At 53.0% G+C, this 14,150-nt stretch carries 6 protein-coding genes; all 6 read right to left on the reverse strand.

From position 1 onward, the window contains the following. Positions 1-40: 40 nt before the first annotated feature. The 6 genes from G0Q06_RS06390 to G0Q06_RS06415 all read right to left on the reverse strand — a co-directional run bounded on the left by G0Q06_RS06390 (position 41) and on the right by G0Q06_RS06415 (position 14,128). On the reverse strand, positions 41-721 hold the full coding sequence (locus G0Q06_RS06390; protein WP_163963640.1) for a response regulator: 681 nt from the start codon (positions 719-721) through the stop codon (positions 41-43). Between the two features lie 17 nt (positions 722-738). Further along, positions 739-2,784: a histidine kinase gene (locus G0Q06_RS06395; protein WP_163963642.1), complete on the reverse strand. Its 2,046-nt coding sequence runs from the start codon at positions 2,782-2,784 to the stop codon at positions 739-741. 150 nt (positions 2,785-2,934) lie between these two features. Beyond that, complete coding sequence (locus G0Q06_RS06400) at positions 2,935-4,161, reverse strand: autotransporter outer membrane beta-barrel domain-containing protein (RefSeq protein WP_163963644.1); 1,227 nt, start codon at positions 4,159-4,161, stop codon at positions 2,935-2,937. Positions 4,162-4,243: 82 nt separating this feature from the next. Continuing rightward, positions 4,244-6,667 (reverse strand): hypothetical protein, encoded by a 2,424-nt coding sequence (locus tag G0Q06_RS06405; protein WP_163963646.1) that lies wholly within the window; start codon positions 6,665-6,667, stop codon positions 4,244-4,246. Between the two features lie 63 nt (positions 6,668-6,730). Next, on the reverse strand, positions 6,731-10,252 hold the full coding sequence (locus G0Q06_RS06410; RefSeq protein WP_163963648.1) for a hypothetical protein: 3,522 nt from the start codon (positions 10,250-10,252) through the stop codon (positions 6,731-6,733). Positions 10,253-10,381: 129 nt separating this feature from the next. Continuing rightward, positions 10,382-14,128, reverse strand: coding sequence for an acetylxylan esterase (locus G0Q06_RS06415; protein ID WP_238710376.1), 3,747 nt, complete (start codon positions 14,126-14,128; stop codon positions 10,382-10,384). Positions 14,129-14,150 lie beyond the last annotated feature (22 nt).

Raw genomic sequence — 14,150 nt, forward strand, 5'->3', positions numbered from 1 at the left:
ATGAGGGAATCCCGCGTTCTCAGGAGCTTTCACCCGGAAACTACTCCTCTTTTTCAGGGGTATTCCGTGCAGTAAAAATGCCCAGCTTATAGGCCTTGCTCACCGCAGCAGGCGCATTGGACACATGGAGTTTTTCGTAGATGTGGCGGACATGTGTATCTACCGTCGTATATCCAATAGACAGTTTGTCCGCAATTTCCTTCTTAACAAATCCCTTGCTCAGAAGAGATAGAATCTCCGTCTCGCGCTTTGAAAGATCCATTTCGATATTAATCTCGGGGAGACGGTCCTTTAGGTTTTCCAAGAGATACCTTGCCACTCCGGGATCGATGGTAGCCCCACCTTGTTGAACCGACCGGATACTGCCAATTATATCAGTAAGCGCCGCCGTCTTGAGAAGATAACCGGAAGCCCCAATGGCTATTGCCTTTAATACATCCGCTTCCTTGTCCGATTGCGTAAGCATGACGATTTTTGTCTCTGGCACTATCTGTTTCAAATGGGGAATTGCATTTATTCCGTTCATTCCCGGAAGGCTTAGATCAAGAAGAATAATGTCAGGCAACTCCGTATTCCCCTCTTCCAGACGGCGGATCGCTATCTCAGCATTGCTGTACTGATTTACCAATACAATCCCGGAAGTCTTGTTGAGGGCCATGGATATGACATCCCGATATTCGAGATTATCCTCAATCAACATGACATTTATCGAACTTTTCATTTGTTGCCTTGTTTGGATCATGAACGGAATAAGAATGGAAGATTAAAGGATCCCCATGGCCAAATCCGGTTCCATTTGAATATCATATGAATGCGGGATCCACCACCTTCGACCGGGCTCACAGAGACCTTGGCACCAAGAATTCTCGCGCGCCGCCGGAGGGAGGTTGGCACCACGGGGACACCGTTCTCGTCAAGTCCAATTCCGTTGTCGGTAACCTCCAACTTCAAATAGTGCTTGTCGATGTCGAGTCGTGTGGAAACCTTGGTTGCGCCGGAATGCCGGATGATATTAACAAGGCACTCCTTGTAGAAGAGGAATATGTCCACCCTGTTCCTTTGATGTATCCTACTAATGAATTCCTCCCCCGATATCTGCAGGTCATGCTCAAGCCCGTCTGTTAAACCGGTTGCAATCCGGCGCATTTCAGCGGTGAGATTCTCATAGAGGTTTGGCTGGCTCAACACATCGGAAATGTACTTGAGGGCATTCCTTGTCCTTACCGCAAGACTATCGATTTTTCCAACAAATCGAGTAAGTTCCTTGGGATTCTCCGTCTCCCCTTTGGCCAGTTCACTCAAGAGGACAATAGCGGAAATGTTGCCTCCGAGGACATCGTGCAGGTCAGCGGTGATTCGTTCCCTGGCTTTAAAAAGGACTCGCTGCTGCTGGTGCCTGTATACAAAAACCCCTACAATAACGAAGAGGACAAGCAACCCGAGGGATATTCTCATAAAGAATAACAATTGCTTCTGTTTGGCATAGCGGATTCCCAATTCGGCACTGACTAATGGCAATTTTTTTTCGAGATCATGCCGCACTGCCAATTGATTGATCCAGTCCCTGAAGGTCAGGATGCTCCCGTACAAATTCTTTCCATCGGTTAACGCCTCGATATGTCGCGGTGGCGATTCCCCGCGGAACTCCGATTTCATCAGTTTTCCAAGGGCCATGTTGTGCCCGCCTTTTGAATAAAGTTCAATTTCAGCAAAACCAAGGCGTCCGCCTGGAATGGCCTCGCCGTTTACCCCTACATAGGAAAAGACATATGGCTCCGTTGCCCTGAGCCTCACATACCTCATAGCAACAGAGGTCAGGCTGAAACTCATGATGGGTCCCACGTCGAATATTGAGTCCCGCTCAAACTCCAACAGAACTACCGGATCCGAGAAATCGCTCTTGAGCGATCCCTCCAGCAGGAATTTGTAAGGAATTCCGTAGTCACCGGGAAAGGCCTGTGGAACGGTATCTGTTTGCTCGACAACATGGAGGACCAGATCTTCCAGGACGGAAGGGGTTTCCAGGTCGATTGAGAAACTTGGTGTATCACCCGTCTCAGCAAGGACCACGTAGGCCACCGTTCCAGAACCTTCCGATGAATCCATCAAGTATGGGACAAACCCATCAACAAGATACTCTTCTCCCCAGGCTCCTGAACCATAGCTTATTGATGAAGAGACCTCAACGGTTGCCCCGAGGGCAACGTTCTCATAACCGTCAAAAACCAGGATTTCAGACAACTGAAGCACATACTCGCCATCGAAATTCCGCGGGGAAAGCCGGTTGGCGGTCAACCGGATCCATGAGGCCTTGATGGCCTTTCCATTGATGAGGAAGGGGGCAACCCGTGGAATAATCCCTTTCGAGCTATCGATCTGAAAAACGACTGTCTCCTCACTCTCGCCCCGGATGCCGGCCGTGATGCAAAAAGCCTCGGGAAAGGAATCCGCTATAAATCCCTTTTGTGCATCTCTCCAGAGAGCAGGGACAAGTGCTATCGAATCAAGTGAGACAGTCTTTCCAAAATCAATTTCAATCCATTCCTCACTGTCTTCAGAAGGATGGGTATTGGATCGGTATCCGATTCTCCCGACTCCGCTATTCATGGCAAACCGGGCCAATTGACCTATTTCACGTTCAATTGTTTCACGGCGCTCCTCCAGTTCACCCAGGGACATGTCATCGATCGTTTCACCAAGGGCTTTTAAATTCGTCCGGGATTCATACCCATAGACTGGAAAGCCCGGAATTAGGAATAGGAGAAAATATTGGAAGATACGCATGCAACCTGACGATGAGAGCTCGTGAGAAGAGGATTCATACAAGGGCGAGGCACGCAGGTCAAGCGACAGAAAGGCCCATTCCCTAAGGAATGAGCCCTCTCCTATAACCCTGTTTCAATTTACTCGAAACCCAATTCCAGAAAAATAGGATTAATCATAGACGTAGGTCCATGCACCGGAGTCGCCAACCTGGGACTCAGGCAGATAAAGATACTTCCCAAGGGAGTTCGCGTAGACAAAGTCATCTGTGGATACATTGATCCAACCCAGCAGGGAGCCAGTGTCCACCCAGCCATCCGTGCCGATCAAAAATCCGGCCCAAGTCGGGTCCTGGCCCTCTCCAACAACGACCACATTGATACTGACGGTGGCTTCTCCCACAATCTCGCTCTCGATGCTGACATCATATCCGTCCCAACCAACAAGTGAAATGTCACCTGCGGGAAGCGTGGCGATATTGGTGGCAGTGAATATTGGAAAACTGCCGGATCCACCCGTGTAGTTGGTTCCATCCACGACAACGGTCGCCGTTCCCAGGTTCATGAAAGCTGAGGAGACGAACGGGCTGATTCCATCAGCGTCAAAATTGAAAACAAAAGTCGTTGGACTCACCGATACATTCAAACGGTCTGTGAGAATGGTGGCATCGTTCCCAGTGACCGTGAAAGTCGTGACAGGATTGCCGGGTGCGCCAGAGTTGCCAGGGACGACCTGTCCGCCGGTCATATTGAGGGTACCGCCGCTGATATTGATCTGGGCAGCCCGTAAACGAAGGATTTCGTTATCAACCGAACCCGTTGAATTCAGCGAACCGCCGCTCAAATTGATGACCCCAAGGCAATTCCCACCCGTACCGGTAAAGACAGTGCGGGACCCGGTGAACAGGTCATTAAAAGATCCGGAGGTAATGTTGAGGATGCCGGCGTCCGACCCAAATGTAATCGGTGCATTGGTCCCGTTTGCCGAAACGGATCCACCCTGGATATTGAGAACCCCCGCTGACCCGTTACCTGAAATGGTAAGGCGTCCAAGAACCAGGTTACCTCCCGAATTGATATTGAGCGTGCCGGCAGTTGCTTCACCCGGAAACTGATTGGCCAGGTTAATGAGATCTGGAACATCAGAACTTACATCCGAAGCCAGATTGACCGTGCCGTTTGCATTAATGGTCGTAATGTCTCCAGCCGTGGGGATTCTGCCAGCAGGCAATTTACCGTCCCCTGGTGTGAAGGTGCTCCAGGCGTTTGTATCCGCATAATCAATGGTGCCTCCGTCTTCGGAAATGACCATCGTGGCAGCTTGTGCCATGACCGCACTAAAGGTCAGGCCAAAGAGAAGAAGGGAATAGTTTTTAAGGGTAGGAATATATCTTTTCATAATGTGGTTCTAGGGTTAAAGGCGCAATAAACAAGCATACCATGTAGGAGATTTTTCAACATCCCGCATTCACAGGATAGTCTTACTCTAGAGGCGGTTTAAAGTCGATCTGAAAGGGGTGAGAAAGGCACACCGTATCGAGCATGAGAACACAATTCCAGCCGGTTTCGGGGTCTTTTCGCCATTCCTGGGCTGGTTCGAATGTATCCATTGCTTTGCCCGACAGGAAAAACCTGCCCGGAGAAGGAATTCCGGTGATAGTGAGTGGCACAAGGGCCGACGTACCTGAAAGTGTGAGGGAATTGTCCGTATGCGAAAAAGGAATAGCCGGGAATGCTCCAGCGAGGAGCTCTTGTTCACCAACAACAAGTTCAGGATGGTTGCCTATGGCTACGGACTGGGCCATCTGCGGCTGATTTGCGACCGTCTTGAGTAAATCCAAAACAGATGGGTTCTTTCCGGCATAAGCATCAAGCGACAGAGGCATCAGGACAAATTCCAGAGTCATCTCGATGGAGTCACCCGCCTCGAAGCGTGTCAGATCCTTCCCCGGGACCAGCTCCGCGTGGAATGAGTCGTTATCATGCAGTCGGCTGTTGTAGAATGCCGCACTGGGGCTGCCAGCTGGCTCGCCGCCGAGGACAGCTTTCCATTCCCGAACAACCACTATCCGCTGGGCCTGGCCAATCCGTGCATCCAGGTCCAACGCTTCTCCAAACATGCTGAGCCATGGTAAATCCCCGGCGAGGACGACCGGCTCGGAGAGGTATGCCTTGGGGCTCAAGCCCGGCTCAAAGGCTTGCTCGACAAGGACACCTTCACTGTTTCCAAAAGCAGCCCGTGGGGAAGATTCCGGATTATAGCGATCCGCTCCGACTTGAAGGATGGAAAAGCGGCTGAATTCCGTTTCCTCAAGAAAGTCACACCGGACTTTCAGGTAGACCCGGGCGACATCGTTGGACATCGGCAAGCTCCATGTCCCCCTGACTTCCACTTTCCCGTCTTTGCTGGTTTCGTGGAAATTCATCTGTGCAAGGCAGGGACCATTACTTGCAATCAGGTGTTTGTTATCAATGAAAGGCACGTAGTTGCCCGCTTTATCAAAATAAACAAAGATGTCGGCTCCCCCGGCATTGGCGCTCCAATCATAGGTTCCCCCACCAATTGCCTGGCTGTTGAACGGCCGCCAGTCAGTGAGATAGGTTCTGCGGAGCACACGCCCAGGCTGCAGGCAGACCGTCTCGCCCCATGATCCGAGGGCCGCCTGTATCCAGAAACCATTACCGCCCCACCCGACCAACGAAAGCTGGGCAATGCTCGCGGCATTGTATGGGCCAAAATCGCTCTGGATCAGCTGAAGGGTCATCTCCTCCTTGAATTTTGGAGGCAGAATCAAGCTAATGCGCCCGTGCGACCAAGTACCCATGTACGGGAGGAACTTATCCAGTTTTTTGATATGCCAATTCTTGCTGATCTGAATGGGGATGCCCGTCTGATTGCCGTTGGAGTCAATGAGCATCAGGCTGTGGCCGGTCAGGCTCCGGTTGTCGGGAAGCTCCACCATGAAATCCAACCGGGACGGCTGATCGGATTTGTTGGAAAATGTCATCTCGTATTCTTCCCCAATACCAAAATGCTCCGGCGTTCCCAATGCCGTCCTCTTCCCTTTTTCATGATCGAGCTTGGCCAACTGTAATTTCGGAATTCCTTCCAGTTCGCAAATCCGAATGTCAATTTTGGGATCCTTGGATTCGATTGAGGCCGTGTTCTGACAGGATGTTCCGGCCTTCCATTCGAGCAGAGCAAAGGTGATCACCTTTTCGTCGTTCAACACCTGTACACTACCCGCTTCCCCCTTATGAAAATTCAAGATGCCGGCGAATTGAGGCCCGTCAGGAGTGAATGCCATGACGTTTTTCGCAAATCGCTTGTCCTGTGTTCTCAAGGCTACAAGGACCCGATCCGGCCATGCCATGATTTCCATCCAGAATTGGCCCTTCGGGGCGCGCGTATTCTCGCCTCTCAAGACGATGTCATGGATAGTAAAATGCTGGAACCAGGGGCCCGATTCGACAATCCGGACCGGAAAAAAGTCGGGGGAGTATTTCTGTGCCTGATTTCCCGAGACGCTCATGGTCCTGTTTTCAGTACTCCATGTTAATTGTCCGAATCCCGATTCCCCTGAAGGAATGGTTTTGCTCGAATTAAACTTGCTGATCCGGCCTTCACGGACATCAAACTCAAGAAAGTAGTAATCAGTCGATACCGCAAGGTACCTCTGGTCAGTATCTTCGGTGACGAAATCTCCACCACTCCCGGAATCCGGATCGAGATTGGGTGGGCCGTTGGACCAGTAAAGGTAGCCCGGCTTTGGGGTTTCGAGACCCACTAAAACAGAAGCAAGGCACGAAAACAGGATCAGGCTTAAGAACTTCCTTCCTCGTTTTGGACAGGCCAATGCATTCAGGTGCTGGGTTCGGGCAAATATATTCAGCAAGTTGCTCATTTGATGAAAAACTCCGGACGGGGATTAGTCCGTCCGGAGTGATATTTAGAAATCAAGGTGGATTTAAAAGGTAATGGTATTCTGCAGGAGGAAGGTTCTCGGTGGTGCATACCGCACACGGGCAACGGAGCCGTCCGGTTGGGTCTGGATTGGCAATGGGTCGCTGTCGGCAAACAGATTACGGATGTTTAGTTGGATCCGCCAGTTCACGCCTCTGGCGATACGGAAAGAATACCCAGCCCATATGTCGAAGGAATGCCGGTCGTTGTCATAGTAGACCGTATCCACGTCCGGAATCGTGAGATCATCACCAACCGTCTTGAGCCCGTATCCGATTGCCGCATCGTCAACATAGCGATAGGCCGCGCCAATGTTGGCACCCTTCAACCGGCCTTCCGTGAAACTGTAATTACCGTAGAGGCTTGCCCGCCACTTACGGACCTCCGGATTGTCAGCGCCAGCCAGGGCAGTATTCAGATAATAGGCCTGGCCCGCATACTGGCTGTTTGTCAGCTGACCCCACAATTTGTTGGTGGCTCCGACATTTTCCACCAGTGGAACACTTAATTTGTTGGCCCCAAGGCTTGACCCCTTGATGGCGGGGACCGCTTCGTGAATATCAACAAGCGCATTGAATAATTCGCTGAAGCGGGGTGCCAGATTGGAACGGGTGGCCTCCTGCCGGACGAGGGTCATGCCGACCCGGAACTGCCGTGACGGGTTATAGACGATCTCAACCTCCATCCCCTTTGCCTCGACATCGGCGGTATCCGCCAAGGTGAAATAAGCCCCGTTGCCCTGCGAAACGGCACCGGTTGCTTCGTTGAACTGGACATCATTGGTTTCAATAAGATACGGGGACATCAGGCTGGCATAGACTTCGTATACCTGGCGCAATTCGGACAGGGACAAGTAATTGTTTCCGGTGGCTTCAAGGCCGTCCCTGATTCCGTTTCCGTTGGCATCATCGCGGTCAAGCTGGCCATCATTGTCCTTGTCCCACAGCCAGAGTTCGCGCCGCATGTTATTGAACTGGCGGGTAAGGTGTGCGGTCGAGGTCCATGCGTATGGGAATGAAACTCCGTCGTAGGCTTCGTTTTCAATATTGGTCTCGTACCAGTTGAACCGGGCAATCAACTTGTTATCCATCGCAAACACGGTGAACCCATAGTCTTTGTTGGTACCGGAGCTGCTGGGGATCGGCGTACCGTCTATGCCGAATGACTGGGTTGACGGAATGAAATTGGAGCCCTCCCCATAATGGATCTGAAAGCCATAGCCGTGCGGCAGCCATGAAGTGGGAACCTTGAGGACAAGGTTGTAGGAGAAGTTATCGTCGGAAACCTTGTTTGCTTCAATATCATCGAGATTGAATACCTCACGCGAGAAGTCCCGCTGGCCCTCAAGCAATGGATCATCGCTCACTGGAGCATTAGCCCGTTTGGATTCCCACTTGTCCCTGCGCCAGCCAAGGTTTACCACCAGGTGCTCGCGGAGGAAGTAGCTCTGTGTGTTCAAAGCGACCGATTCGACCTTTTCTTCTGAAAGGGATCCGTCTGCCTTCCCGAATGCAGGGTTGAACTCAGCAACCTGCGATGAGCCGATCGAAGTGTCCGTTCCGGGCACCAGGGTGAAGGGATCTTTCCAGCCGACCGGACCGAGATCATAATAAGACAGAGGCACCGAGAAATTTTCCGGAAGGTTCAGGTTGATGTCTGAACGCGGGCTGATCTGAAAATCCGTTGCCTTGAAATTGGGATTGGTAAACGCATCCGGATAAGCATCACTGACATAGATGGTGTAATTGACCTGGCGCTGGAACTGGGTCGAGTTGTCTTGCTGGAGATGCCAGGCAGCATCGTTGCCAAAGGCAAACATCCGCTCTTGGGTTATGCGCTGGTTCTGTGTGTCCGTATCGAGAAGAAGTGTTGCGGTGTGCCGGCCCAGCCAGGCAAGCAAACTACCACGGTCAAATTTCTCACTAAAATCAAATTTGCCGAAAGCCGTGGTTCTCCATGTTTCCCGCTCGGTGTAGGTTGAGTTGCGGGCTGCGTTGCTACCGGTAATAAAGATTCGTCCGAAATTCGGATTACTGTCACCAAAGAGGCTGTTGGGGCCGGTCACATGGGTCCTGTTCAGGTCCATGTAGAGGGTGGGATTGCGGATCGGAAGTGTATTCACATTGTCAACACTTTCATAATTGTAAGCGAGTTCGATACCGAAGTTGAGATCCTTCGTCGTCGCCTCGAGGGTGAAATTGTACGTGTCGTAATCGTAATTCACCCGGTCAAAGCCGCCGGTGATCAACTGCTTCTGGAAGTCGAAAATGGAATAATCCGTCAATCCCTGTGGGCGGTATCCATTGAAATCTCCGCCAATCTCATGAAGGTTTGGATAGGCGAAAAAGTAGAGACCCCCGTCGGTGCTTGCAGGAAAATTATTATCTGGATCAAAAAGGGTATCTCCAGGCACCCACATGGTGTTATCTACTCCATTCTGGATAGATCGGGTCGGCAGGCCGTTGGCATCCTCGGTGCCATCATACACGAGAGCCCACTTTCTCGCGGCGACAATATTCCCTCCGCTGTTGAACTCCTCCATCCCTTGATACGGGAGATTATTTTCAACGATATTGGTGAAGGAATCAGCGACAAAGCGATTCGCCGGGCCTCCGGAGCCTGCTTCAGCGGTATCGTTGAGCCATGGAGTCAAGGTTTCGAGAGGGCCGAGAGCGGAAGGAGGCGTCGAGCGAAGATCGCCCGTTTCCCCATTCACCCGGAAGAAGATGTTACGCTCACTAAACGGCTTGTAGGTAAGGGCTCCATAAAACCGCCTCGTATCCCGGTGGGCGAGCTCCTGGATGTATTCCTGCTCATCTTTGACAACGGCCACGCGTACCGCCAGGGTATCATCGACCAACTCGCGATTAATATTGATATCGAAACGTTTACTCAGGTTTTCTTCCAAATCCTCATTGGTGAACCAAAAGCTCATTGAGCCGGAGTTACGGAACTCTGCCCGGTCGAGTGAGTAATTGAGGATGCCCGAGGGCGATCCAAGACCGAACAGGAAGGAGTTTGCCCCGCGGAGGATATCGAGTCTTCCGGAGTTGTATCGATCGAAAGGGATATCAGTGCGGAAAAAGTTCCGGGTCAAATCGGCCGACCCGATGGCCCGGATACGGTTATTGCCGGCGGGATTGGTCCGCAGGGCGGAATCATCCGGTGTCCCGCTGGTATCGGAGGAAGGGGTCGAAATATTGCCGCTGGGCCCGCCGACATCCGTATTCGCCGTGTAAAGGAGAACATCGTCCGCTCCGGTTGCCCCAAGATCCTGCATCAGTTCTTCAGTGACGACCTGGACGGATGTACCGAGATCAGAAATGTCCGATTTGATACGGCCCCCGGAGAGGGTTTGTGAAGCGTAGTAGCCAATATCACCATCAGTGGTGACCTCAAAGGGGGAGAGCTCAAACACTTCCTTTTCTTCATCAGTGTCATCCGAATCCTGCTGGGCCTGGATGGGAACGCTCATCAGGAGCGGGGAAACGAGAAGGATAAGAGTGAGGAATCTGTTGTGTTTCATGTTTTGCAGTCCCTGATAATGGGGGTAGTCGTTTGGGGTTTGGTAAGGGCAGCGATTCTATCAGGAAATCCCCTCCGTAAATATCCCTTAAATACAGGATGATCCTTTCAAAGGAATCTGAAAAGCGATTCACTCGGAGAGATCGACCTGCAATCTGACGAAAACGGCATCTGCAGGAGCAATCGAAACTGTCACTTCCTCGAAATTCCCATTAATTGGCGTGGAGCCAGTCTCAGTGGCACCAGCGGTGCTCCAACTGCCGGATTCAAGGCTGGTCGAGCGCAAAACGGTGTAGGTCAACCCGCGCGACGCAGCGTCCAGGCGTCGCATGTAGAAAAATTCAAACTCCCCCGGGGCTCCACCCGAAGCGGGAAGAAGGTACGGCAAGGCATTGCCGTCAGTGCCGCTTGTGGGATCACCACCGAGGGCGTACTCCATTGTGTTGTTCAGCGTATCATGATCCGGGTTTCCAATCGCGAAGGCATCCGCCCCGCTAAGGCCGAATCCATCGGCCCAGACACCAAAATCATTCAGCGTCAATAAAAGCCGGACCCAGTCCTTGCCATCCGTTGGATCCTGTTCCACTGAGGCATCCAGCCCCTGTCCTGCAAAGCCGGTGACAGTGATATTTCCGGCAGGGACAAGGCCGTTCAAGTTGGTCGAGTCAACCAAGGTATGGGTGCCGGGACCGCCTTCATAGGATAACCCATCCACTGTCAGCGACATGGATTGAAGGTTGGCGTAATATTGGATATTCACAGGACTGACTCCACCGGGGCCAAGGACAAAGCTGAACGTGCCGGATGATCCACCGAATATCCGGTCCATGTTGATGCTGGCAGAATCTCCAATCACCTTGAAGACGCCAGTTGAGGCAATCTGGGTTTGGCCTACAACCTCGAACGATCCTCCGCTGATTTCAGTGAGCATCCCAAAGGTCGACAAATCGGCCGCGGCGCCCCCAGTCAGGGCGAAGCTGCCGGACACCATGGAGAGGGTACCACTGCCCGTGAAATCCGCATCGATGCCTATTACCGATTGCTGGAAGGTTCCGCCATTGATCGTCAAATCCCCGTCCAATTGGACGGCATCCACATTGGGTGCAAGCATCCCGCTGGTCAGGTTGATGGCTCCGGCTGATTGAATGCCGAGGCTGTCATTCACAAACAATGTGTTTCCGAGCGTCATCTGAAGGGCCCCGTCCTGCACGGTCAGGGTGGCTGCGGTGTCCTCCGTATCAAAGGTCACAACCGCGCCCGAATTGATGATGACACCGTCAAAGGAGTAGACGCTCTGGGATGACCAGGGAGCGGTGACGCTGTAAATCACGGTAGCGGGAGCCCGGGCAGTAACGGTGACCGGTACCTGAAGCTGATCGGTCGTTCCATCGAGCTGATCTTCCCAGACAAGGGTCAGCGTGGCGGTTGCTGTCTGCAGATCAGTGAGGCCGGCCACGCTGTTATCAAACTGAATCGGAAGAAAGCTGGTCGCCGGTACGGCATCCCAGAGAACATAGGGAAGCGCCTCCCCGAATGAAAAGGATCCCGGGTGGGATTCGGCTGTGAACTGGACATCGACAATCTCCACATTGGTCGGGGCAGTAAAGGACACGCCGAGGTTACCAACAGACTGTGTCTGACCCAGTGGATGATCTATTTCAACACTGGGGGATGTACTGACATCAATGACTTCACGGTAGTCCGAACTGACGATCAGGTTTGTATCCACATAACCAGGCGTCGCGGTGGCCTTGACATTGATAAGCCAGCCGGTGGTCCCCGGCGGAAGTGCGGCATCGACGGTCCATGTACCGGCCGGGCTCTCAACAAATGAATTCACCGCGATTTCGGTCCAAGTGAGGTCACCGGTGTAGCCCGTCCCGGTGGTGTAGATCAGGGAGGCAGAATTCAGTGCCTTGGATGAGCTGAAGACGGCCTGGACAGAGCTCCCGGATTCACTGATGCTGTCCTGCACACACCACGGGCTGCCCGAGTTGACGATGGCATCCGCGTAGTCGTAGCTTTCCGGACGGTTCCAGGTTGGGGGGTGGCCATGACCCATCCCGGGGACCAGCGAGACCATGCGGGTGCTGTTGATGGCGGCGTGGTACGTGTAGGCCTGGCTGTCGAGGGAGAAGTTGTTTTCCTGCGGCCATGAGAACCACAGGACCGGCATCGTTGCCTGGTCCATCCGAAGCATCGGATCCCAGACATACTTGTAGAAGCTGTTGTTCCCAAGCGCGGTTCCGTACTGGTTGGGAACATCAAACAAGTGCCCGCACCCATAGGTCGGAATGGCGAAGGCAAAACGGTCATCGATACCGATGGCGGTGCTGGTGATCACGCCTCCCCATGAAACCCCGTGCAGGCCAATCTTTGTTGCGTCGATTACCGGAATCGAGCGCATAAGGGAGTTTGCGAGAACAACATCGGCGACCGCATGGTACATCCACTGGTCCTCAAGAGGCAGGCCCGTATCGCCATAAATCCCCACGCGCACAGGCCCCGGCATACCGTGGATGGTCCAGCCGGTGTTCATCGTTGGTAGCGATGTGTCATCAGTCTGTCCCTCAAGCCCCATGGCAATGGCGGCATAACCTCGGTCATTCCACTTCTGCACCCATTCAAGGAAAGCCGTTCCCCCACCCCCGTGGGCAAGCACCACGGCTGGGACGGGACTGCCAGCACTGGCACCTGCGGGAATGCCGATCCATGCGTAAACACGGGTCGGGTTGCCCTCATAATCCAAGGCGTCGTAGTAAATGGTCTTCAGGTCACCTGCGGAAAGGGTGGCTGGCGTCCCTCCCAGAGGGTTGTCCCCGTCGCCGTCATCCTCGTAAACGGCTGGAGCCGTGGTCAGGCCACCGAGGGCGGCGATCGTTGCCCGGGCACCCGGATAGTCAGTGACCGAAATCTGGACGACATTGGTCACCGTATCCTGAGTGAGGGTGTAGTCGATACCTTCCACCCCAAAACCGGTGACCGTGACATTTGATGAAACTGAGGCGACATTCGGGCTGACAAACAGATCAAAAGTAGCGGGTCCACCCGTGTAGGATGAGCCATCGATCACCAAGGTTGCATGGGACAGGTTCAAAAATCCATCACTGTAAATTGGACTGACTCCCGATTCGTCGAAGATAAATTCGACAGTGGCTGCGCGCGTTGTGCTGTTTATGTTCAACCGGTCCATGGTGATAGCGGCTGCATCACCTGTCACCGTGAGAGTGGTTGTGTCTGCCATGATCACCTGGCCACCGCCCATGTCGATGGTACCACCGCTGATGTTGATCTCGTCAGTAAAAAGATAAAGGGCATCCGACGCGGCTGCGCCCTGGGCAGTGAATGTCCCACCGGTGATGTTGATCACTCCGCCCGCCCCGTTGGTGTCGGCGAAGATCGTCCGCGGACCGCTTCCGTTATGAGTGAAGCTACCGCTGGAAAGGGTAAAGGTGCCGTTGGCTTTCACCGTGACAATGTCATCGGTGGTCAATGATCCGCCTTGGATTGTCAGGGCTCCCGGATCTGAATTTTGTGACACGATAATCGCGCCCGTGGTGAGTGAACCGGATGGATTGATTTCAAGGAAGGCGTTGGGCGAGGGACTACCTGTTGTATTGTTCACCACTACCTGTCCTGCGGGGACGGAAACGGCGGTATCGACCTGGATCGTGCGGCTTTGGTTGATGATGGCCGTGTCGGGCACGGAGGCCGCGGGAAGCAGGTAAGTCCCGTCGCTGACGGTGGCGTTTGTCCAATTCTGCAGCCAGTTGCTGGTGGAGTCATTCGCTGCTGATGGCGTCACGTTTGCCCCGTCGAGACCGGAGGCAATAAAGAGGAAAAGGGATAAATACAACAGGGTGTGCTTTAGAAACATGACGGGAAATGGGTAAGGAAGA

The sequence above is a fragment of the Oceanipulchritudo coccoides genome, from assembly GCF_010500615.1.
Lineage (GTDB): Bacteria > Verrucomicrobiota > Verrucomicrobiia > Opitutales > Oceanipulchritudinaceae > Oceanipulchritudo > Oceanipulchritudo coccoides.

Bases quoted from the DNA above. Each gene is read 5' to 3' on its own strand.
- G0Q06_RS06390 (WP_163963640.1), bottom strand. From the start codon at position 721: ATGAAAAGTTCGATAAATGTCATGTTGATTGAGGATAATCTCGAATAT.
- G0Q06_RS06395 (WP_163963642.1), bottom strand. From the start codon at position 2,784: ATGCGTATCTTCCAATATTTTCTCCTATTCCTAATTCCGGGCTTTCCA.
- G0Q06_RS06400 (WP_163963644.1), bottom strand. From the start codon at position 4,161: ATGAAAAGATATATTCCTACCCTTAAAAACTATTCCCTTCTTCTCTTT.
- G0Q06_RS06405 (WP_163963646.1), bottom strand. From the start codon at position 6,667: ATGAGCAACTTGCTGAATATATTTGCCCGAACCCAGCACCTGAATGCA.
- G0Q06_RS06410 (WP_163963648.1), bottom strand. From the start codon at position 10,252: ATGAAACACAACAGATTCCTCACTCTTATCCTTCTCGTTTCCCCGCTC.
- G0Q06_RS06415 (WP_238710376.1), bottom strand. From the start codon at position 14,128: ATGTTTCTAAAGCACACCCTGTTGTATTTATCCCTTTTCCTCTTTATT.